The sequence below is a fragment of the Ruegeria atlantica genome (genome assembly GCF_013032455.1).
Lineage (GTDB): Bacteria > Pseudomonadota > Alphaproteobacteria > Rhodobacterales > Rhodobacteraceae > Ruegeria > Ruegeria atlantica_B.
In genome coordinates, this window is record NZ_WQCF01000004.1 from 94,403 (window position 1) to 116,746 (window position 22,344).

At 55.7% G+C, this 22,344-nt stretch carries 15 protein-coding genes and 1 tRNA gene; 7 read left to right on the forward strand and 9 right to left on the reverse strand.

Annotated elements, in window-relative coordinates:
• Positions 1–216 precede the first annotated feature (216 nt).
• The 5 genes from GOW93_RS09295 (at position 217) to GOW93_RS09315 (ending at position 6,209) form a co-directional block, all read left to right on the forward strand.
• Entirely contained in the window at positions 217–1,800 is a 1,584-nt protein-coding gene (locus tag GOW93_RS09295) for an ABC transporter substrate-binding protein (RefSeq protein ID WP_170383398.1), read from the forward strand.
• A 15-nt stretch (positions 1,801–1,815) separates the two neighbouring features.
• Positions 1,816–2,772, forward strand: a complete 957-nt coding sequence (locus GOW93_RS09300) for an ABC transporter permease (protein WP_170383400.1) — start codon at positions 1,816–1,818, stop codon at positions 2,770–2,772.
• Positions 2,772–3,587, forward strand: a complete 816-nt coding sequence (locus GOW93_RS09305; protein ID WP_170383797.1) for an ABC transporter permease — start codon at positions 2,772–2,774, stop codon at positions 3,585–3,587. The genes GOW93_RS09300 and GOW93_RS09305 overlap by 1 nt, the downstream gene beginning before the upstream one ends.
• The gene (locus tag GOW93_RS09310) at positions 3,584–5,221 is read left to right on the forward strand and encodes an ABC transporter ATP-binding protein (protein WP_170383402.1); all 1,638 of its coding nucleotides are present in this window, start codon (positions 3,584–3,586) and stop codon (positions 5,219–5,221) included. Before GOW93_RS09305 ends, GOW93_RS09310 begins: the two co-directional genes overlap by 4 nt.
• 151 nt (positions 5,222–5,372) lie before the next feature.
• Positions 5,373–6,209, forward strand: coding sequence for an alkaline phosphatase family protein (locus GOW93_RS09315; protein WP_170383404.1), 837 nt, complete (start codon positions 5,373–5,375; stop codon positions 6,207–6,209).
• Here the strand turns inward: GOW93_RS09315 and GOW93_RS09320 are convergent, their stop codons facing one another.
• The 5 genes from GOW93_RS09320 to GOW93_RS09340 all read right to left on the reverse strand — a co-directional run bounded on the left by GOW93_RS09320 (position 6,210) and on the right by GOW93_RS09340 (position 12,387).
• Positions 6,210–7,133 (reverse strand): alpha/beta hydrolase, encoded by a 924-nt coding sequence (locus GOW93_RS09320; RefSeq protein ID WP_170383406.1) that lies wholly within the window; start codon positions 7,131–7,133, stop codon positions 6,210–6,212.
• 13 nt (positions 7,134–7,146) lie between these two features.
• Positions 7,147–9,036 carry an acyl-CoA synthetase gene (locus GOW93_RS09325; protein WP_170383408.1) on the reverse strand — a complete coding sequence of 630 codons (1,890 nt, stop codon included), beginning with the start codon at positions 9,034–9,036 and terminating at the stop codon, positions 7,147–7,149.
• 157 nt (positions 9,037–9,193) lie between these two features.
• A complete protein-coding gene (locus GOW93_RS09330) occupies positions 9,194–11,002 on the reverse strand; it encodes an ABC transporter transmembrane domain-containing protein (RefSeq protein WP_170383410.1) in 1,809 nt (602 codons plus the stop codon).
• A 263-nt stretch (positions 11,003–11,265) separates the two neighbouring features.
• A tRNA-Gly gene (locus GOW93_RS09335) sits at positions 11,266–11,340 on the reverse strand.
• A 549-nt stretch (positions 11,341–11,889) separates the two neighbouring features.
• Positions 11,890–12,387, reverse strand: a complete 498-nt coding sequence (locus GOW93_RS09340; protein ID WP_170383412.1) for a DUF1579 domain-containing protein — start codon at positions 12,385–12,387, stop codon at positions 11,890–11,892.
• Between the two features lie 78 nt (positions 12,388–12,465).
• Between GOW93_RS09340 and GOW93_RS09345 the strand changes: the two genes are divergently transcribed.
• Positions 12,466–13,416: a helix-turn-helix transcriptional regulator gene (locus GOW93_RS09345; RefSeq protein ID WP_170383414.1), complete on the forward strand. Its 951-nt coding sequence runs from the start codon at positions 12,466–12,468 to the stop codon at positions 13,414–13,416.
• A gap of 248 nt (positions 13,417–13,664) precedes the next feature.
• Positions 13,665–14,423, forward strand: coding sequence for a nuclear transport factor 2 family protein (locus GOW93_RS09350; RefSeq protein ID WP_170383416.1), 759 nt, complete (start codon positions 13,665–13,667; stop codon positions 14,421–14,423).
• Positions 14,424–15,188: 765 nt separating this feature from the next.
• On the opposite strand, the gene GOW93_RS09355 is transcribed toward GOW93_RS09350, so the two are convergent.
• Genes GOW93_RS09355 through glgA form a run of 4 tightly spaced genes read right to left on the reverse strand, consistent with a single transcriptional unit; the run spans position 15,189 to position 22,343 of the window.
• Complete coding sequence (locus tag GOW93_RS09355) at positions 15,189–16,820, reverse strand: alpha-D-glucose phosphate-specific phosphoglucomutase (RefSeq protein ID WP_170383418.1); 1,632 nt, start codon at positions 16,818–16,820, stop codon at positions 15,189–15,191.
• Positions 16,811–18,805: a 4-alpha-glucanotransferase gene (gene malQ, locus GOW93_RS09360; protein ID WP_170383420.1), complete on the reverse strand. Its 1,995-nt coding sequence runs from the start codon at positions 18,803–18,805 to the stop codon at positions 16,811–16,813. The genes GOW93_RS09355 and malQ overlap by 10 nt, the downstream gene beginning before the upstream one ends.
• Complete coding sequence (glgX, locus tag GOW93_RS09365) at positions 18,805–20,910, reverse strand: glycogen debranching protein GlgX (RefSeq protein WP_170383422.1); 2,106 nt, start codon at positions 20,908–20,910, stop codon at positions 18,805–18,807. The genes malQ and glgX overlap by 1 nt, the downstream gene beginning before the upstream one ends.
• On the reverse strand, positions 20,907–22,343 hold the full coding sequence (gene glgA / locus GOW93_RS09370; protein ID WP_170383424.1) for a glycogen synthase GlgA: 1,437 nt from the start codon (positions 22,341–22,343) through the stop codon (positions 20,907–20,909). The genes glgX and glgA overlap by 4 nt, the downstream gene beginning before the upstream one ends.
• Position 22,344: the final 1 nt, after the last annotated feature.

Below are 22,344 nucleotides of genomic sequence, written 5' to 3' on the forward strand. Positions count from 1 at the left end.
CTACCTCAGGGCAAAATTGGATGCCTATGAGGGCGAGAACTTGATATCAACGAAGGAACTGGAGGATTCCATACCACGTGATCAGGTCTGATTTTCTGACCCGCGCGGACGAGACATTTGCCCTTGCCCGCACGACCGAAATGCGCCTACTTTGACTCACGCGTCAATAAAAAGCCCATCAAGGGCCTACAAACCACTCAACTGGGAGATCTTTGAATGAACGAACAACTCACCCACATGACCAAAGAGGTCACAGCCGGCAAGCTTACGCGCCGCGAATTCATGGGGAAAGCAGCGGCTCTGGGTGTGTCGGCGGCATTGGCCAGCACCATGTTTGCCGATGCTGCACGCGCGGCTGGTCCGAAAAAGGGCGGCGACTTCAAAATGGGGATGAGCAGCGGCGAATCCACCAATTCGCTTGACCCGGCAAGCTATGCCAGCCCTGTACCTGCCATGAACGGGCGCCTATTCGGGGATACACTGGTAGAAGTCACCCCTGACGGCTCGATTGAGCCGCGCCTAGCGGAAAGTGTGGAAGGCAGTGCAGACGCAAAAGTCTGGACCTTCAAACTGCGTCCCGGCGTCGAATTCCACAATGGCAAGACCATGACCAGCGAAGATGTGCTGAAGACCATGGAACGCCACTCGAACGAAGACTCAAAATCCGGTGCCCTGGGCATCATGAAAGGTATCGAGTCGATGAAGGCAGACGGGGAATATTTCCAGGTCACGTTGGCCGAGGCGAACGCCGACCTGCCCTATCTGATGTCCGACTACCACCTGATCGTTCAGCCCGATGGCGGAATGGAAAACCCTGGCGACGGAGTCGGTACAGGGCCATACAAGCTTGAAACAAATGAACCGGGTGTACGGCACCTGTTCTCCAAGTTCGAAAATCACTGGAGCGATGAAGGCCATTACGACAGTGTGGAAAACATCGTGATCAACGATGCCACAGCCCGTATGGCCGCGCTGCAATCAGGTCAGGTGCACATGGCCAACCGTGTCGAACCTAAAGTGGCCGATCTGCTTGGACGAGCACCAAATCTGACCGTCGAGTCGACGCCGGGCCGCGGGCATTATGTATTCATCATGCATTGCGACACAGCGCCCTTCGACAGCAATGAACTGCGGATGGCGCTGAAATATGCGATCAACCGCGAGGAAATGGTCGACAAGATCCTGCGTGGATACGGATCTCTGGGTAATGACATGCCTATCAATGTCTCCTACCCGCTGTTCGATACTTCGATCCCCCAGCGCGAGTTTGATCTGGAAAAAGCCAAGGAGCACTATCAGAAGTCCGGGCATGACGGGTCCCCAATCATCCTGCGTACTGCGGATGGTGCGTTCCCCGGCGCGGTGGATGCGGCAGCCTTGTTCCAGCAATCGGCGGCACAGGCCGGTATTCCGCTGGAAATCAAGCGTGAACCAAATGACGGATACTGGTCCGAAGTGTGGAACGTTCAGCCCTTCTGCGCCTCGTACTGGTCGGGTCGTCCGGTTCAGGATCAGATGTATGGTACCGCCTATCTGTCGACCGCAGACTGGAACGACACCCGGTTCAAGGTCGAGGAATTTGATGCCCTTCTGCTGCAGGCGCGGGCGGAACTCGATCCCGAAAAGCGCAAAGAGCTGTACTCCAAGATGGGATACATGGTGCGCGATACAGGCGGCCTGATCTGCCCAATGTTCAATGACTTCATTGATGGTATCAGCACTCAAGTTGCCGGCTGGGTGACTGACCCGAATGGCGAGTTGATGAACCAGTACATTGCGCGCAAAACCTGGTTCGCCTGATAAGGGCCACGGATCATGCATCCTATCATCAAACTGGTTTCCCAGCGCCTGGCGCTGGGACTCCTGCTTCTCTTCGGTGCATCGGCTCTGATTTTCGGCCTCACCGAAGCCTTGCCGGGGGACGCCGCACAAGCGGTCCTTGGCCAATCCGCAACCCCCGAGGCGCTGGCAAACCTGCGCGAGGAAATGGGCCTCAACCGCCCGGCCCTGACCCGCTATTTCGAATGGCTGGGAGGCATTGTGCAGGGCGATCTGGGCCAGTCTCTGACCAATAAACTGGACATCGCCGAAAGTATCGGAAAACGCTTGGGGAATACCCTGTTTTTGGCGAGTGTTGCGGCGGTCGTTTCTGTGCCGCTTGCCATCTTTCTGGGTCTGCTGGCCGTCCAGTACCGCAACCGTTGGCCAGATAAACTGATTTCTGCCATCACACTTACCACGGTTTCGATCCCCGAATTCCTGATTGGTTATGTGCTGGTCTATTTCATCTCGGTCAAGCTGGGATGGTTTTCCTCGCTGGCGATGATCAATGACACGATGTCCTTTGGTCAGAAACTCTATGCAGTTGCCCTGCCCGCTTTCGTTCTGACGCTGGTTGTGTTGGCGCAGATGATGCGAATGACGCGCGCGGCGATTTTGAACCTTATGCAATCGGCCTATATCGAAACAGCTGAATTGAAGGGCCTGACCACGTTTCAGGTTATCGCGCGGCATGCCTTTCCCAACGCAATTTCACCCATCGTCAACGTTGTCATGTTGAACCTGGCCTATCTGGTTGTGGGCGTCGTGGTTGTTGAGGTGGTGTTCGTCTATCCCGGCATGGGTCAATACCTGGTGGATTCAGTGACCAAGCGCGACGTACCAGTCGTTCTGGCGTGCGGTGTCGTTTTTGCGGCCGTCTATATCGGCCTGAATATGGTTGCCGATATCGTGTCGATCCTTGCCAACCCAAGACTGAGGCACCCGAAATGATGAAGAATATTCCTATTTCGGCTGCAATCGGTCTGTTTTTCACCGTCCTGTACTTTGTCGTTGCTTTCGCCGCACCGTTGATTGCTCCTTATGGCATGGCCGAAGTGGTCGGTGACGTGTGGGAGCCTTCAAGCGCCGAGCATCTTCTGGGCACGGACAATATAGGTCGCGACCTGCTAACCCGCATGATCTATGGCGGGCGCACGACCATCTTCATTGCGGCGGCGGCCACGATCCTCAGCTTTGTTACAGGCACATCGCTGGGTCTGCTGGCAGCGGTGCTTGGCGGATGGGCCGATCAGGTGCTCAGCCGGACGGTTGACCTGATCATGTCGATCCCGACCCTGATCCTGTCTCTGGTCATTCTGGCCATTGTTCCCGTGACGATCCCGATCCTGATTCTGGTAATGGGTCTGCTGGATGCCACTCGACCCTATCGCCTGTCACGATCCGTCGCTGTGGACATCAACGTGATGGACTATGTCGAGGCCGCCAAACTGCGCGGTGAAGGCCGGGTCTGGATCATCTTCCGGGAAATCCTGCCCAATGCTCTGTCCCCGCTGGTGGCTGAGTTGGGTCTGCGGTTCATCTTCATGGTTCTGTTCATCTCGACCCTGTCCTTCCTGGGGTTGGGCGTCCAGCCGCCGCTGGCGGACTGGGGCGGCATCGTGAAGGAAAACAAGGACGGTATCGTCTATGGCATCGGTGCGGCGCTTTACCCTGCCGTGGCCATCGCGACGTTGGCAATCTCGGTCAACCTTGTGGCTGACTGGGTCTTGAACCGTACCACATCGCTGAAAGGAGGCCGGGGATGAGTGAACCGCTTCTCAAAGTCCGAGACCTCAAGATCGGCGCAACGGTCTACCCGCCAGGTGAGAAACCCCATGACATCGAAATCGTGCACGGGGTCAGCTTTGACCTCGCGCCCGGCAAGGTGCTGGGGCTGATCGGTGAATCCGGGGCCGGCAAGTCCACTATCGGTCTGGCCTCGATGGCCTATGGTCGGGGTGGAGTGAAAATTACCGGCGGCGAGGTTTGGGTCAACGGACGTGACATCCTGAAAACGTCGCACGGCGATATCCGCAAGCTGCGAGGAGGTGAGGTCACTTATGTTTCTCAGTCTGCTGCAGCATCCTTCAATCCCGCCAAGAAGATCATGGACCAAGTTGTCGAGGCTGCGGTTGAACAGAAAAAATTCAGCCGTAAAGAGGCCGAGAAGCGCGCGCGCGAGTTGTTCGCCAAGCTAGGTTTGCCCGATCCGGACAACATCGGCGACCGCTATCCGCACCAGGTTTCGGGTGGTCAGCTGCAGCGCTGCATGACCGCGCTGGCGTTGTGCCCCGAGCCTGATCTGGTTGTGTTCGACGAACCCACAACGGCGTTGGACGTAACCACGCAGATCGACGTTCTAATGGCGATCAAAGAGGCCATCGCAGACACCGGCGTTGCCGCGCTCTATATTACGCATGACCTTGCGGTTGTTGCACAGGTGAGCGACGACATCATGGTGCTGCGGATGGGTAATACGGTCGAATACGGCAACACCGATCAGATCATCAACAACCCGCAAGAGGAATACACCAAGGCGCTGGTCTCGGTGCGTTCGATTGAACACGAAGAGAAAAAGCCCACGCCGGAACCCGTGTTGACCGTTGATGGTATCACAGCGCGGTACAAGGGGCTGAATTTCGACGTGCTGCACAACGTCAATGTCGAGCTTCATCCGGGGCAAACGCTGGCAGTTGTGGGTGAATCCGGGTCCGGCAAATCCACGCTGGCGCGGGTAATCACCGGCCTGCTGCCCCCACGCGATGGAGAGATCAATTTTGCCGGTCGCAAGCTCTCGCCCGACCTAAAGGGTCGCACCCGTGAGGACCTGCGCGAGTTGCAGATGATCTATCAGATGGCAGATGTTGCGATGAACCCGCGTCAAACTGTCGGCACGATCATCGGCCGCCCGTTGGAGTTCTACTTCAACATGCGCGGTGCGGAAAAGCGCAAGCGGATCATAGAATTGCTGGATGAGATCGAACTGGGCGAAAAGTTCATCGATCGCTATCCGGCGGAACTGTCGGGTGGTCAGAAACAGCGTGTCTGCATCGCGCGCTCACTGGCGGCCAAGCCCAAGATGATCATCTGTGACGAGGTCACTTCGGCGCTCGATCCTCTGGTGGCGGACGGCATCCTGAAGCTGCTGCTGGATTTGCAGAAGATTGAGGATGTGGCCTATCTGTTCATCACGCACGATCTGGCAACGGTCCGCGCGATCAGCGACAGTATCGCTGTGATGTATCAGGGTCGCGTGGTGCGGTATGGGCCGAAGTCACAGGTTCTCAGCCCTCCGTTCGACGACTATACCGACCTTCTGCTCAGTTCAGTGCCCGAGATGCATCTGGGCTGGCTGGAAGAGGTCGTCGCCCATCGCAAGATGGAAAGTGCGGGGAACTGAGCGCGTCTGTGACAGCCCTGTGAAAAGTGAAAATCCCGGCATTTTGTCTGATGACAGGTGTCGGGATTTTGCTATTCGGGGCGCTAACAGGCAGCCTCGGTGTGGTGAATCCCCTAGGGTCGCCCCAAGGAATTAAAGAAAGGGTCAGGGAATGGACCGCAAACTGCTCCTCATCATTCTGGACGGTGTTCCATGGCGCAACTTCCGCCGCCTGTTCGGCAACCTCGAAGGCTGGGTCGACAGCGGCAACGCGCAGGTCTGGAAACTGCGTGCGGTGCTGCCCTCGACCTCGGCCAGCTGCTATGCCTCGATCCACACCGGTGTCACACCGCAGGAACATGGTTGCACCGGCAACGGCAATGTTTTCCGGCTGAGCCATAAGGACGTGTTCAGTCAGGTTCGCGAGGCTGGAGGCGTCACTGGTGCCGTCACCCACAGCTATTGGTCGCAGTTTTTCAATCGCCACCCGTTCGATTACGTCCGCGACATCGAATATGACGAACCAGAGAGTAAGACGATCAACCACGGCCGGTTCCACAGCATGACCGGTTATGGCAAGGCCAATCAAATGACGCCTTCGGACGTTGATCTGTACGCAACGCTGACCAATCTGTGCCTACGGTTCGGATTGGACTATGGCATCCTGCACACCTGCACTCTGGACAGCATGGGCCACCGATTCTTCCACGATTGTGAGGAGATGGACCACGCCTGTTTCGTTGCGGATGAAATGCTAGCCCCCTTCATCCCCCGTTGGCGTCAGCTCGGCTATGAGGTTATCGTAACCGCCGACCACGGTCAGGACGAGCGTGGCCACCACGGCGGACGAAGCCCGCTACAACAGGAAACAGCATTGTATTACTTCGGAGACGCCAAAGGCCCCGAGGCGGATGCGGTGATTGACCAGCTACAACTGGCCCCCACGATCCTGAACCGCATGGATGCCCCGCTGGCCGAGACGATGAAGGCCAAGCCATTCCTGATGTAATCAGTCGTAGGACCAGATCCCCTGCCCCAGTGCCTCAATGGCAATCGAGATTCTCTCAAAACTGTCTGCAGCGCGTTTCACTGATGTACGCGCCCGCAGATAGCCGTGCACGAGGCCGGGTTCGTTGATCCAGTGCGCCTTCCCGCCCGACGCGATGATCTTTTCGCAATAGGCCGGACCATCATCGCGTAACGGGTCACAATCGGCGGTCACGACCACGGTAGGCGGCAGGCCCGAGAAATCGGTATCCTGCAAAGGCGCAAATGTCGGATCATCCTTCGGGACAGAGCCGCCACAGCGCACCTTTTCGTAGAATCGGATTTCATCTAACGTCAAAAGCGGCGCTTGGGCGTGTTCAACGTACGATCCTGCCAACGTGTCGCCACCCAGACCGGGATAGATGAGTACCTGCCCCAGTACGTTCTCCAATTGCCCTCGCCCTTGTTTTGCCACGGCAGCCGCCAGATTGCCGCCCGCGCTGTCCCCAGCCAGTACCAGGGGATCGCCAAACTCCTGCGCCGCCCATTTCGTCGCGGTCCAGGCGTCCTGAAACTGCGCGGGGTGGACGTGTTCGGGGCACAAGCGATAGTCGACGGAAACGACCCGATACCCGGTTTGCGCACAAATTTCGGCACAAACATCGTCGTGGCTGTCCAACCCGCCCACGACAAAACCGCCGCCATGGAAGTAGACGACGGTGCGCGTTGGATCTCCGGCGGTATAGACGCGCACAGGTACGCCATCGGCGGACCTGTCCTGCACATCCAGTCCCGAAGGACGGGGTTGGCGAAAGTCCTGACACATCGCGTCATAGACGCGGCGCTGTTCCGCGATCGACAGGTCAACCGCATCGTCTGGATAGCTTTCAGCCGTTCGTCTTATGAACGCCCATGTTTCTTCATCAATCAGACGTTCATAATCCATTGTCCCTCCGCGGTCAGGCAGCCCATTCCCAAGGCCGGGTGAACGATCCCAGCACTTTACTGACATCGTCCTCGGATGAGCCGTTCGCGTCAAGCTGCGCAACAAGCCCACGCTTCTTGTCGTCGATTACAGACACAACGCGCGCATCAACGCCAGCCTCTTCCAGCGCGCCGTTATAGATGCGCGTGATCGCCTGTTTGCGCAGTTCCGGCTTAAAGACCTTGCCCACCGCCGTTTTCGGTAGCTCGTCCAGAATGGTCATGTGCTTGGGCTGCGCCGCGCGTTCGTGCACTTGCACACGGCAATATTCCATCAGCTCTTTCTCGGTTACGCTGGCCCCTTCGACCAGTTCGACAAAGGCACAGGGCACTTCGCCCGAATATGCGTCTGGCTGACCGATAGCCCCGGCAAAGGCAACCGCATCGTGCCCCAGCAAGGCCTCTTCGATCTCAGCCGGGTCGATATTGTGACCGCCGCGAATGATCAGGTCCTTGGCGCGTCCTGTGATCCACAGATAGCCATCCTCGTCAAACCGGCCCAGATCGCCTGTGCGCAGGTATTTATCAAAATGATAAAGGTCTACGTTCTTTTCGGCCTCGGTGTAGGTATTTCCGGCATAGACACCGGGGTTCGAAATACAGATCTCACCAATCTCGTCCGCGCTGCATTCTTTGGGTCCGTCCGGCCCGTCTTGAAGGATTTTCACATCCGTATAAGGGAACGGTATTCCGATCGAACCGATCTTCTTTTCCCCATCCACCGGATTGCACGACACCAGACAGGTTGCCTCGGTCAGACCATAACCCTCGACGATGGTCACACCGGTTGCTTCTTCAAAACGGCGGAACAATTCCACCGGTAGCGGCGCGGAACCCGAGAAGGCGGTTTTCACGCTTGAGATATCAGCGTCCACCGGGCGTTGCATCTTGGCAGCGATGGCTGTTGGGACGGTGATGATAAAGCTGACTTTCCAGCGTTCGATCAGCTTCCAGAAATTATCGAACACCCCGTCGCCGCGATACCCTGCTGGCGTCGGGAACACCACATGCGCACCCGACGAGACGGCGGCCATCACGATCACATGCACGGCAAAGACATGGAACATGGGCAGCGGACACATGATCACGTCTTCTTCGGAAAACAGCAATGTGTGACCCAGCCATCCATTGTAGATCAGACCCGAGTACTTGTGCTGCGCCACTTTGGGCATTCCAGTGGTTCCGCCGGTGTGGAAATAGCAGGCAACACGGTCTTCCTTGCTATCCTCGAAAGTCAGCGTCGTAGGCTGATTGGCCAGCTCTTTGTTGAAATTTTTGTAAGTCGCATGAGCGAGATGTTCCTTGTCACCCATTTTGGGGCGCAGGAAGGGCACCAGCCAGGATTTGGGTGGTGTCAGGTAACGGTTCAGGTCAATTTCAAGAATGGTTTTAACCTTGGGCGCATGGCGCACCGCCTCTTCGACCTTTTGCGCCACATCCGTCTTGGGAAAGGATTTCAGCGTCACCACCACCTTGGCTTCGGATTCGCGCAGAATGGCCGATATCTGTTCGGGCTCTAGCAGCGGATTGATCGGATTAACGATCCCGGCAACCGCGCCACCCATCATGGTAACCAGCGTCTCATTACAGTTGGGCAGCACATAGGCCACCACGTCTTTTTCACCGATACCGAGCGAGCGGAACAGATTCGCAGCCTGATTGACCTTGCCCAGCAATTCGGACCATGTCAGCGTTTCAGCCTTGTCGGTCGGACCGGAAAACAGCTGAAAGCTGATCGCATTGCTGTTCGGAAACTTTTCCGCCGTGCGTGACAGCAGTTGATGGAAGGTGGCCGGAACATCGCGGTCCTCCCACGCCATTTCCTGCTCAAACGTTGCCTTGTCTTCCAAACCCACAAAGGCCATGTGGCTCCTCCCTTATCTCTCCCGTGTCCGGCACGGGTTTTGTATCCACCGCCAAGATGGAAGCAAAACCGCGCAGGTTCAAGAAATGCCTTAGCTGTGAAGGCAGCAAAGAGGTAGAATTACGCTGCGGACTAAGCGGGCTTGCCCAAGCGTCAATTTATTCCGCGGCCATACCGTCGGTAAACTGCAGACGGGCCAAACGGGCATAAAGCCCATCCTGCGCCACCAGATCGTCATGGGTGCCCTGCGCCACGATGCGACCTGCCTCCATCACCACGATCCGGTCTGCCTTTTTAACGGTCGCCAGCCGGTGCGCCACGATCAGAGTAGTGCGACCAGCACGCATCTGATCGACAGCCCCCTGCACCGCACGTTCGCTTTCCGCGTCCAGCGCCGATGTCGCCTCGTCCAGCAACAGAACCGGTGCATCCCGCAGGATCGCACGCGCGATGGCAATTCGTTGTTTCTGACCGCCAGACAGCATCACGCCACGTTCGCCGACAAAACTGTCGTAACCCTCAGGCAAGATCGAGATGAATTCATGCGCGGCAGCTGCACGGGCGGCGGCTTCGACCTCGGCGTCGGTCGCATCAAGACGACCAAAGCGGATGTTTTCGCGTGCTGAGGCAGCAAAGATCACCGGGTCCTGCGGCACCAGCGCCATGTAGCGGCGGAAATCAGCCCGATCAATCTCACGCAGGTCGACACCATCCAGACTGACCTGCCCCGAGGCCGGATCGTAGAACCGCTGGATCATCTGGATGACGGTGGTTTTGCCCGCCCCCGAAGGGCCGACAAATGCCACTGTCTCACCGGGGTTCACCTTCAACGTCAAGTTTTCTAGCGCCACAGAATCGGGGCGCGAAGGATAACGGAATGTCACGTCGTCAAAGCGGATTTCGCCGCGGACCGGAGATGGCATTGCCTTGGATTTGACCGGATCAGTAACCGTATCCTGCGCGTTCAACAGCTCGACCAGACGTTCGGTCGCGCCAGCGGCGCGCTGCAATTCGCTCCAGATTTCGGACAAGGCCGCCACGGACCCAGCCATAATGATCGAGTAGATGACGAACTGGATCAGAACGCCTTCGGTCATTACGCCGTTACGGACATCATTCGCCCCCATCCACAGCACGCCGACTATGCCGGAAAATACAAGGAAGATCACAATCACCGTCAGAATCGCGCGCGTCCGGATACGGCGCAGCGAGACGACATAGGAGGTCTCGGTCATGTCGCCAAACTGCTGGCGGCTGGCCTGTTCATGAGTGAACGCCTGAACGGTTTGCACCGCGCCCAGAGCCTCTCCCGCATTGCCGGATGAGGCAGCGATCCAGTCCTGATTTTCCCGGCTGATAACCCGCAGACGACGCCCTAACACCAGAATCGGCACCACGACCAACGGGATCAGCAACAGCACCATGCCCGTCAGCTTGGCCGAGGTCAGCAGCATCAACGCCAGTCCACCTATGAACAACAGCATATTGCGCAGCGCGATGGAAACGGAGGAACCCAGAACGGACTGTATAAGTGTCGTATCCGTAGTGATCCGACTTAGAACTTCACCGGTCATGATACGTTCATAGAACTCGGGGCTCATCCCTATGACGCGGTCGAACACTGCCTTGCGGATATCGGCCACGACGCGTTCACCCAAGCGGGTCACCAGCGCATAGCGCAGACCGGTTCCTACGGCCAGAACCGCAGCGATACCGAGGGCGGCCAGAAAATACCACTCCAGCAGATCACCGTCTTCGATACGAAAATTGTCGACCACGCGACGCACAGCCAGCGGCAATGCAAGGGTCATGCTGGCGGTCAGCACCAACGCCACGGTCGCGCCTGTCATCAACATCCGGTAAGGGCGCATAAAGGGCCAAAGCGACCTCAGAACTCCAATTTTCTTGGACTTTGCTCGTTCTTCGCTAGCACCTGGTGCTGGACTGGCTGAGGCGGTTCTTGCCATGCTTGGCCCTTAGATCGTTTGTATTTTGGTGACCGCTTCTTGGCGACAGCAAACGGCGCGGTCAAGCTGTGCAGCACAAAATGGCACCTAGTCAGGGCCTTTTGACGCAGAATTTTGGGGCTGACTTGGAGCGGGCGGCGGGAATCGAACCCGCTTCATCAGCTTGGAAGGCAAACGTCAAAAATACTAATTTCGTAATATTTTTAATATTTTACCTCACAACAGAAAACTACTTTGCAGGCAATTTGTCGGAGGCGATTTTTTGGAGCGGGCGGCGGGAATCGAACCCGCTTCATCAGCTTGGAAGGCTGAGGTAATAGCCAGTATACGACGCCCGCTCAGCTCGAGCGGGTGTATTTCATACCGATTTTGCGGTCAATAGAGGAAATGATTTTTTTCAAGTGACTGGTTTTGGTTGAACAAAAACTCTGCGGCCAAATTACAAGCCTGAACGAGGCTAGAATTGGGACTTGGATAGAATATTAGTGAACAGATGCGCAAACAATCTGACCGAGTGATCTGACTGCTCCAGTCCCAACAGGAAGTGTTTGAACAGCCGAATTGCGCAGAAACCGGACTTTACAAAGTTTGACGAACCGACCCAAAACCGCCGCTGACTGAGCCGCGTAATGCTGCGCTGCGACCTTTCTAAGCGGCGTTCACGGCAGCACAGATTAGCGTAGCTGCCAGACCGATTCCTTTAACTCGGTGCTTGGTTTTTGCGAGACTAATAAAGAGCATCGTTCAATTGGTGCCGTTGGTCTAGGTTTAGGCAGAAAAACCTGCCCCAGCCAAATCTTGGCATCGTTTAAGATGAATGCCCTGCCCAAAGACGCTCATGTAGGGTCCAACAAATTGGGCAGGGTTTTTCGGTAGATTATCGCGCGTCAACGTGGAACATGTGTAAAGTCCATCGTCCAATTGGTCTCCCAGTTAACGCCTCCATCCGTTGAGAAGGCCTGTTCCCATCGCGGGACTATGCCTTTTTTCCAGAGAAAACGTACCATAATGGCCTGACCATCCAGAGTGTCTTCGGCAAAAAATTTACCGACTTCACCATCAAACCGGCCCTTAACAGGTGTATCAAGAGTATATGGTGATCGGCCATCGAGCCACCAGATCGCCCACTGACCCGACCTGATGTCAAAGCTACGCAGTGCAATTGCGCGATAGGGATCTTCTGGAAGATCTACAAAATTGTCTTCAACGTTTCCATTGCCCGCCAGGATCGGGGCGGTTCGGGATGATCCTTCGAAAGAATCCCAATCCTGGCACCCCACAAGACGTTGCCGCAATCTTCGGTGCTGTACAGTCCAGGAGCCAAACATGAAGTCGAAATCATTCTGAGCTTGCTCGCTCCCCTTTTGGTTCAATTTTGTGTGCATGGTCTCTCCATTGTTCGTGACATGCACACTATTACCGGGGATAACCTGACATCATGTGTCATGTTTTTTGAGGGTAGAATGAAATCGTCGCGTTTGCTTTCAATCCTGATACGCCTTCAAACACGCGGCCAAATGACGGCTGATCAATTGGCAGAGGAACTAGAGGTTAGCCCGCGCACAATTCACAGAGACATTGATCAGTTGAGCTATGCCGGCGTCCCTGTGTTTGCAGAACGAGGTCGCAATGGCGGGTATAAATTGCTGGACGGCTATCAAACACGTTTAACAGGCCTAGACGCCGACGAAGCCAGCTGTCTTCTTCTCTCCGGACTTGGTGCGGTCCTAGACGATCTGGGGTTGCTGGAAGCAGCGAACCAGACCGAGTTGAAGGTTCTGGCCTCGCTTCCGAATGCAACGCGCGACCATGCCGCCATCGTTTCCGAGCGATTTTTTCTGGATCCGGTGAGTTGGTATCGAAAAAAAGAAGAGGCCCCGTTTGTCCGGAAAGTCGCTGCCGCTGTATGGGCACAACAACAGCTTTCCATAAGATACGAGAGTTGGAAGGGCGTCGTGGAACGTATAGTGTCACCTCTGGCCATCGTTTTCAAAGCAGGAAGTTGGTATCTTGTGGCCTTGGTCGATACTCCCCGAGTTTACAAAATTGCTAAAATCCAGAGCATTGAGGCATTGGACAAAGTTTTCTCTCGACCTGAAAAGTTCAATATTCGCGAGTTTTGGGACGTTTGGAGAACCGATTTCGAGCTCCGGCTAAAATCTCAAACTGTTATGCTTAAGGTGACGTCCGAAGGATTGCGCTTGCTAAACGAGATGGGCGTCGCACCGGACACCCAAACAGTTACCCATAAAGTTGATGGATTGCATATCGTGACAGTGCAAATGGAATACGGAGCAATTACCATCCGCAGTATTCTCTCCTTGGGCAAAGAGGTCGAGGTTATTTCCCCTATGAGTCTTCGGAAAAATGTAATCGCTGAAATTCATAGGATAGCTGGTCACTACTCTTCCTGACGGCGAGGAAGTCCAATCTCAATTTAAGAGCGGAAAGCGTTTGCGCCCGCGGCAAAGTCACATTTTGTCCCGCAAATCGGAATCTGCAAAGTCTAGTCGTGAATGTCCGCATAGGGCTGCGACCAGCCAATCATGTTTGCTGCGGAGAACCGCAACACTTGCGACCTTGTCAGAAGAACCCGTCTTGTTCCCGCGTTGGTTGGCATGGTCTACTTCTAGTGACGACAGAGCCATGAGAAACGCGCATTATGACATCCAAAAAACAGTTACTTATGAAGCTTCTCAAGGGTATCGAAACCGGCAATTCTGAGGCGGCCGCTGTCGTTAACGAAAGCAAGTATATTCAGCATAACCCACGTACTGGTGAAGGAAGCCCTGGATTGGCAGAACTTTTTGCGCGTTTGGCCAAGACAAACCCGCGTGTCACCTTTTTCCGGGTTTTCCAGGATGGTGCTTTCGCATTTGCGCACAATGAGTACGACTTCAACGGCGTGGAAGTTGCGTTTGAAGTATTTCGCTTTGAAGACGGGAAGGCGGTTGAACATTGGGACAATATTCAAGAGATCCAATCCCCGAATCCATCAGGCCGAACAATGTTGGATGGGGAAACCGTAATTACAGATCTCGACAAGACCGAGAGCAATCGGGAATTGGTCCGGGAATTTGTCCAACGCGTTCTAATCGAGCGGAGTTTTGAGTCGATGGCGACATATCTCGCAACCGACCTTATCCAGCACGATCCAGAGATCGCTGACGGCATCTCTTCCCTGCGCGCCGCACTTGATGAAGAGCAAGACGGCGCGCCCAGAATCGACCATCAGAAACTCCACCGCGTCCTCGCCGAGGGGAACTTCGCCCTTTGCATGATTGAAGGCCACCGGTATGGACAACATGCAGGCCTATTCAACCTGTTTCGCCTTGCCGATGGTCAGATCGTCGAACACTGGACCACTTGCACGCCGATCCCTCCTCGCCATGAATGGAAGAACGACAACGGTAAGTTCTAGCGGGCTCTGACAAGACTGACGTGTCTCTTTCAGCGGCGAAAATAGCCGTTTTGGGCCAAATGCCCGAAAGCAGCCATTAGTGAACTCTAGCCGAAATGGTGCGTTGGTCCGATCTCGGGAACTACAAGGTGCAGTTGTGAATGTCCGTTGCGGGCTGGAAGCGGATACTGAACTATTAGGTCCGAAATCAGGCCCACGCCCTTTAACTTGGCATAATTTCGCTTCTGCGGTATTGGTTGCAACAGGTTGTTTTTCATAACCATCATTATCTGTGCCGCAGTTGGCGAATGTGCGCTTTGCCAAGTCTACGCCCAAAATATGTATGTTTTCCATCGGTTCATCCTCCCTATCGCGACCCTCATTGAGCGCTCCGGTTCAATTATTAACTGGCAGGCGGGGCATCCAATCCATCAGCTTACGAGCCACCAGCTCGGCTTGGTCATTCTTATGTTAAGTAAGACAAAAACTGACATCTGACTCAAAAGCAGTCACTTTCCGCTGTGAAGCAAACTAACCACGGCTTCAATTGCAGCATACTGTACCTGTGGTAGGTCGCTCTCACTAGAGTCGCACAAAACCAACGTTCCCCAAACTCATGAAATGCTGTTTTGGTAGCACGCGTTGCCGACGCTAGCTGTTAGTGTTAGGCGTAGATCTCGACTTGTTCGGGCTCGGAACAGACTTTGAATGCTTCTTTTATAATCGTTTGTTCTTTGCTTGACCCGGACTAAATCGGCTTTTTGTCACGACCTTGGAGATATCTTGTTAAGTCACGACGTCCGGCGCTGGGCGGTCACAAATATCGTGAAGCCGAGTTATGAGTGACATTGCCTCGGCGACGCCAACCAAGGCTGTCTGCGTTTCCATATGCAATGCACCTTCGCTCGGTGTGAACTGTTCCAGATACAAGCGGATAGTGGCGTTATCTGTGCCTGTTCCCGAAAGGCGAATAACACCGCGACTGCCACTTTCGAACACTATGCGGATGCCCTGGTTTTTGCTCTCCGAACCATCCACAGGATCTTCATAAAAAAACTGATCCGCGGTCGCTATGACAAGATTGCCTGCCTCACTCCCTGGAAGCTGCGGCAATCGGTTGGCCAAGTCGGTGATCATCTGCTCGGCTTTGGTACTGTCCACGGCCTCATAGTCATGCCGCGAATAGTAGTTTCTGCCATAAGTCTGCCAGTGGTCTTGCATGATTTCACGAACTGAGATCCTGCGCTCTGCCAGAATATTCAGCCACAAGAGCACTGCCCACAAACCATCTTTTTCGCGCACATGGTCTGAGCCAGTGCCGGCGCTTTCTTCTCCGCATAGCGTGATGCGGCCCGCGTCGAGTAGGTTGCCGAAAAACTTCCAACCTGTTGGCGTTTCGTAACAATCTAGTCCTAACCTTTCGGCAACACGATCAACCGCTGCGCTGGTGGGCATCGATCTCGCGACCCCGGCGAGCCCCTTGCCGTAGCCCGGGACGAGGTGGGCGTTGGCGGCCAGTACGGCAAGACTGTCGGACGGGGTGACATAGATACCTTTGCCCAGGATCATGTTGCGGTCGCCGTCTCCATCCGAAGCCGCTGCAAAGTCTGGACCATCGGGAGACATAACCAAGTCGACCAGCGGCTTGGCCCAGATCGGATTGGGGTCGGGATGCCCCTTGCCAAAATCCACTGAGGGAACTGCGTTCAGCACCGACCCCTTCGGAGCGCCCAATTCATCCTCGAGTATTGCGGTGGCGTAAGGTCCCGTTACGGCGTGCATTGCATCAAAACTCAGGGTGAATCCGTCGGCAAGCAGTGCTCTGATCCTGTTGAAATCAAAGATCTCGCGCATCAGTGCTGCGTAATCTGCCACTGGGTCGACGACTTCCACAACCATGCCTTCAAGCTCTGAAACGCCAACTCGACTGAGATCGATGTCATCAGCGTCCAGCGTGGTATACTCGCTAAGGTTCTGCGAATGCGTGTAGAATTTTTCTGTCAGGCTTTCAGAAGCTGGGCCGCCGTTGGCGCCGTTGAATTTAAGACCGAAATCCGCGTCTATACCGCCGGGATTGTGGCTAGCCGAAAGAATAAAACCGCCGTCTGCCCCGCGCTTGCGGATCAGATTTGACGCGGCAGGCGTAGACAACAGACCATTTTGGCCAATGATCGCGCGATCTGCACCGTTTGCGGCGGCCATACGCAAAATTTCCTGAATCGCTTCCGCATTGAAATACCGCCCGTCGCCGCCGATGACAAAGGCCTTGCCTTTTGCGCTACCAATGGCGTTGAAGATCGACTGAACAAAGCTTTCCAGATAACCGGGTTCCATAAAGACACGAGTCTTTTTTCGCAGTCCTGATGTCCCCGGTTTTTGGCCCAAGAACGGTGTACAGGAACGTGATACTAAAGACATGGATCAACTTCCTTTTCTTGAAGGACGGCGTTTGGGTTCCGTTTCGGTCCCATCGACGTGCTGGTTTTTATTAGGCTTTGAATGCGGGCAAATGCTTCGATGTCCTTGGCTGTAGGACGTCGCCAATTCGGATGTTCGTTAATCGTGCCCGGTAGGTTCTGGGTCTGTTCGCCGCCCAGAAGATCGTCCAATTGCACCGTAACCAGCTCCGCCGGGCTCTTGCCCAATTCCCGGTGGATTGCATGGCTGACGTCATCCAGCGTCGCGTTCGCAGGAATAGAGCAGTGTTGGCGTAGCGAATTGCGTTGGATGGCCCGAGCGCTGTGTAATTCCATCGCCCTGCCCGTCGACAGCCATCCGATGGAACGCCACCATTCGATATCTCGCCCGCGCCAGAACCCCCTGATCGTAGGAGTATCATGTGTGCCGAAGCAGGCCATCGTGAACGGGCGTAAATCCTGCGCCGACCGCAAAGCGCCGTCGGGCGTACCTTCATATTGCCAAACCGCGTAGCTGTAGAGACCCGACGCGTTCAATCGTTCCCGGAATCCGGTAGGTACCAAACCCAGATCCTCGCCAACGACGCAGCAACGATTGCGCCAGGCTTCGATGGCCACAACAGCAAGAAGCGCGTCGAAAGGTTGTGAGATATAAGCGCCCGGGCTGCCATCCTCGGGCACCCAATAACTGCGCGTCAGACCCAGAACATGATCTATCCGGATGATCCCTGCCTGCGTCATCAGTTTTCTTAGCAATGTCCGCAGGGGTTCGTAGCGGTTTTCCGAAAGTTTGTTGGGAGCGTAAGCCGCCAATGTCCAGGATTGTCCGGCCGGACTTAGCTGATCAGGGGGTGCTCCGATCGAGACGCCGCGTGCGATCAGATCCTGATGCATCCAAACCTCGGCGCCTCCGGGGCGTGCGCCGACCGCCAGGTCTAGGTAAAGACCTAACGCCATCCCGGATTGAGCTGCGCATAATTGGGCGGCTTCCACTTGATTTGAAGCTTTCCATTGCAACCAAGCGTGGAACCCGTCCCGGGGTTTCGGAGCAGTTTCTTCGTGCTTACGCAGTTGTGATGGCCAATTGCGGAAATCGCTACCATGCGTTTCGCTGATACTTTCAAATGTCGCGAACCGGGTCAGTTCAGGGCCTTCAGCTTTGCAAAAGGCCTCAAATTTGCCGCGTTCGGCGGTTGTCGCGTTTCTACAGAACCGTGCATAATCCGCCTCCAGCGCTGCGCGATGTTGCTTGCGAAACGCCGCGTAATCAATCAGCCCGTCGTTTGTTTCGGTTTCGAACCCAGCATCAGTCGCAATGTGGTCGATATTCAGAAAGCCTCGGTGGCTGGGTGAATATGGGCTGATTGTATCCTGTGCCGCCCATCCCAGCGCATGGACGGGATTGATCCCGAAATACGTCGCACCGGACTGCCCCATAGACGACATCGCCTGACCGAGGTCCGCGTAATTCCCCAATCCGCCGTTTGTTCGGGACTGCAGCGAATAGATCGCACCGGATACACCCCAAGCCTGTTGTAAGCCGGTCAAGTCTGCAATTGTCGGCGCGTGTGCAGGGCGACTCAGCAGGAATACTTCTTCACAGTGGTCCGGTCCACGCGCAACCAAGGTAAAATACCCAACGGGCAGAGGTTTCAGCGTCAAACTGACGTCGCTTCGACCCGCCTGTATCTCGTGACCCTGGCCATCCAGTAAATACCATTCGCAAGGCTGTAGTAACGCAAATTTAAACGGCTCCTCTGCCAGAACGACTTGCTCGACCGGCAACGTTCTGGCTGCCCGCTTCGAACAGCGCGCCCGCAATTCCTCGCCAATGGCGTTTTCCGTGTCGACTTCGACGCCCAACGCACGCAACAAGGCTTTCAGGGTCGGCGGTGAAGTGGTCTGGTGCGAACCGTCCCAAGCGTCATAGCCGAGGTGAATGCCGCACTCCTGCGCCAGCTGTCGCAATTTGTCGTCGCTGCTCATCAATCTGCGGACCGATCTTTCAAGACAAATGCAGCCACGGAATTTGCCGATATCTGCATTGTCTGCGAATTGATTGCGCTGGGTGACTGGTGAACGACCGAGGTATCAATTTCTAGCCACCAAACCCTTTCGCCATTTGGTGGCAACTGCAGCTCCAACGCCCCATCTTCCCGGTTAAAGGCCAACAGGACCGTATCGGAAAGGGCATCGCCTGCCACGCATTCGGCGCAGCCGCGCAAGATCAGACACAGGCTGGATAATCCCGGGTCACGCCAATTCAAGGGCGATCCATCCATTGCGCGCCATTCAACATCCGGCAGCCCGTCTGTTCGTTTAGCACCGTGCAGGAACCGGTTCTGGCTCAGAACGGGGTGATTGGATCGGAATCTCGACAACGCCGCGGTAAACTCGACCAAGTCGTCGTCCAGTTTACTCCAGTCGATCCAACTAACCGGATTGTCCTGACAGTAGGCGTTGTTGTTACCATTCTGCGAATTTCCGCCCTCGTCGCCAGCCAGTAGCATCGGAGTTCCCTGTGACAGGAAAACGGTAGCCAGCATGTTGCGTACCCTTTGGTGACGGGCGGCGATTATCTCGGGATCATCACTGTCGCCCTCGATACCGAAATTGTCGCTGTAATTGCTGTGGTGCCCATCACGGTTGTCTTCGCCATTGGCGGCATTGTGGCGCTGAATGTAGCGTGTCGTGTCGGCCAGTGTGAAACCGTCATGTGAGGCGACGAAGTTGACGGAAGACGAGGCCGGCCGGCCTTTGGTGTCAAAAAGATCCGCCGAGCCCAACAAGGCTGAACCCATATCCTGCGCCGAATGCCCGTCGCCGCGCCAGAACTTACGTACAGTGTCACGATAGCGGTCGTTCCATTCCGAAAATTCAGGCGGGAACCGCCCTAGCTGATATCCGCCCGGACCGACATCCCACGGTTCTGCGATCAGCTTTATCCCGGCCAGCACCGGGTCTTGCCGCAAGGCGTCCAGAAAACCGCCGCCTACTTCGAACCCATGCGCCTCTCGCGCCAAAGTCGTGGCCAGATCAAAGCGGAAACCGTCAACGCCCATGCACTGCACCCAAAACCGCAGGCTGTCCATCACCATCCGCAGCACAAATGGATGCCTGACCTTCAGCGTGTTTCCGGTACCGGTGTCGTTCACGTAGTACCGAGGCTGGCCGTCGGGCAGCAGGTAGTAAGAGGCGTTATCGATCCCGCGAAAACTCAGCGTAGGCCCCAAATGATCACCCTCGGCAGAATGATTGTAGACCACGTCCAGAATGACCTCGATTCCCGCTTCGTGAAACCGGTCGACCATTGCGCGAAACCCGAAAACCCCTGATGCCCCAAAGTAACGGGGCTCAGGCGCGAAGAACCCCATCGTGTTATAGCCCCAATAATTCCGCATTGACCGTGCACGCAGGGCACCTTCGGACGTGAACGCGTGGACGGGCAAAATTTCCACTGCAGTGACACCCAGTCGCGTCAGATGGTCAAGAACGGGCTTAGACGAAAGCCCGTCATAGGTGCCCTTCACATCTTTTGGGATTTCAGGGTGCAGTATTGTAGCGCCCCGGACATGTGCCTCGTAGATGAAGGCCCCGTTCCAGCGCCTCCCAAGCGTCACTGCATCCGGCAAAAAGCTGTCTGGTTGCGAGACCACGGATTTGGGCACGAAAGGCGCGCTATCGATTTCACTAAAGGATAGATCTCCGTATGGAGAGTCGGGCAAGTAGCCAAGGATCGCCCGATCATGGGCAACACGGCCGTGGAACTCGCGTGTATAGGGGTCAAGCAACAGCTTGTTTGCATTGAACCTGTGCCCCCTTTCCGGCGCAAATGGACCGTCCACGCGGTAACCATATCGCGCGCCGGGTTTCAGGCCGGGAACGTAGCCATGCCAAACCGCACCGTTACGCTCAGGCAATGCCAGACGGGCGAGTTCAGTCCTGCCATCCTCGTCAAAGAGACACAGATTGACGCGTGAGGCGTGTTCGGAAAACAGGGCAAAGTTCACGCCCTCTCCGTCGAAATGGGCACCCAGCCGCGACGGGTCGCCCGATTGGATTGTCAGTTGCGCGGGCCCGATATCCTTCATTCAGACAAACCTTGATACATTTGAGCATATTCCAACGCCGACTGATCCCAGCCAACGTGTTGCCGCATCGCCGCACGCTGCATCATTTGCCACCTTTTCTTATCAGCAAATCTGTCAAAAACTCGGTCCAATACGGCCTCGATACCGCTTGACGATACATCGTCAAAAACAAAACCCGTGGCGCATTCCTCGTTGAGCGCCGCGACGTTTGCATCGATTACTGTGTCCGCTAGCCCCCCGGTGCGTGCGACGACAGGCAAAGTCCCATATCGAAGTCCATATAGTTGGGTTAGACCGCACGGTTCGAACCGCGACGGGATCAGGATGGCGTCCGAACCTCCCTGCAAAAGGTGTGCAAAGGCCTCGTCGTATCCGATTACAGCGCCCACCGCACCGGCAAAACGCTGACTGGCATCAACAAAAGCCTGTTCAAGCCCCGCCTGTCCAGAGCCAAGCACGGCCAGTTGACCGCCACGGTTGACGATATGCGGCACTGCATCGGCCAGTGCGTCCAACCCCTTTTGTTCGGTCAGTCGACTGATGACACAAAATAGAGGACCGTTGGCCTCGGGGTCCAGCCCAGTACGTTCTGCAATCCCGGCGCGGTTGTCAGCTTTGCGTCCCAGACTTCTTGCATTGTAGCCGCGATTTAGCGCCGGATCGCTGGAAGGATCCCATGTGCCAGTGTCAATTCCGTTCAGGATACCACTAAGAATGCTCTCTCTGGATTTCAGAACACCTTCCAGACCCATGCCATAATGGGGTGTCAGAATTTCGCGGGCGTATGTTGGACTGACAGTCGAGATCCGGTCGGCAAACATCAACCCACTTTTCAGAAACCCCAGGTCTCCATGAAACTCGAGTGCTTCGGGATGAAACCAGTCCCCCCTTAATCCCAGTTCGGACAGGACATGTGGGCCAAACCGACCCTGAAAGGCTATGTTGTGGATCGTCAGAACCGACTTTGGCACCGCTTGACCGGACTGTTTCAGGTAAACCGGGGTCAAAGAGGCCTGCCAATCATGCGCGTGAACGATATCGGGTATCCAACCTTCGACACCATCCAATCCAACCCGCGCCGCAGCCTGCGCCAGCGCGCCAAAGCGCAGATGATTGTCCGGCCAATCCGCGCCGTTGGGGTCCGTGTAAGGCAGGCCCGGGCGATCAAACAATTGCGGGGCGTCAAGCAAAAGCAGGTCAAGGCCTTGTGAAGATACTAACACAAGCTGACCATATCCCCCCGGCAAGTCGTCGAACTGAGCAACCTGGTTCCCGTCACTGAGCAATGGCTGCAATGAGGGGTAAGCCGGCAACAGAATGCGACACTCGATTCCCTGACCGGACAGCGCGGCAGGCAGCGCACCGACCACATCCGCCAGCCCTCCGGTCTTGATGAAGGGGGTGCACTCCGAAGCGACCATTAGTACTTTCATA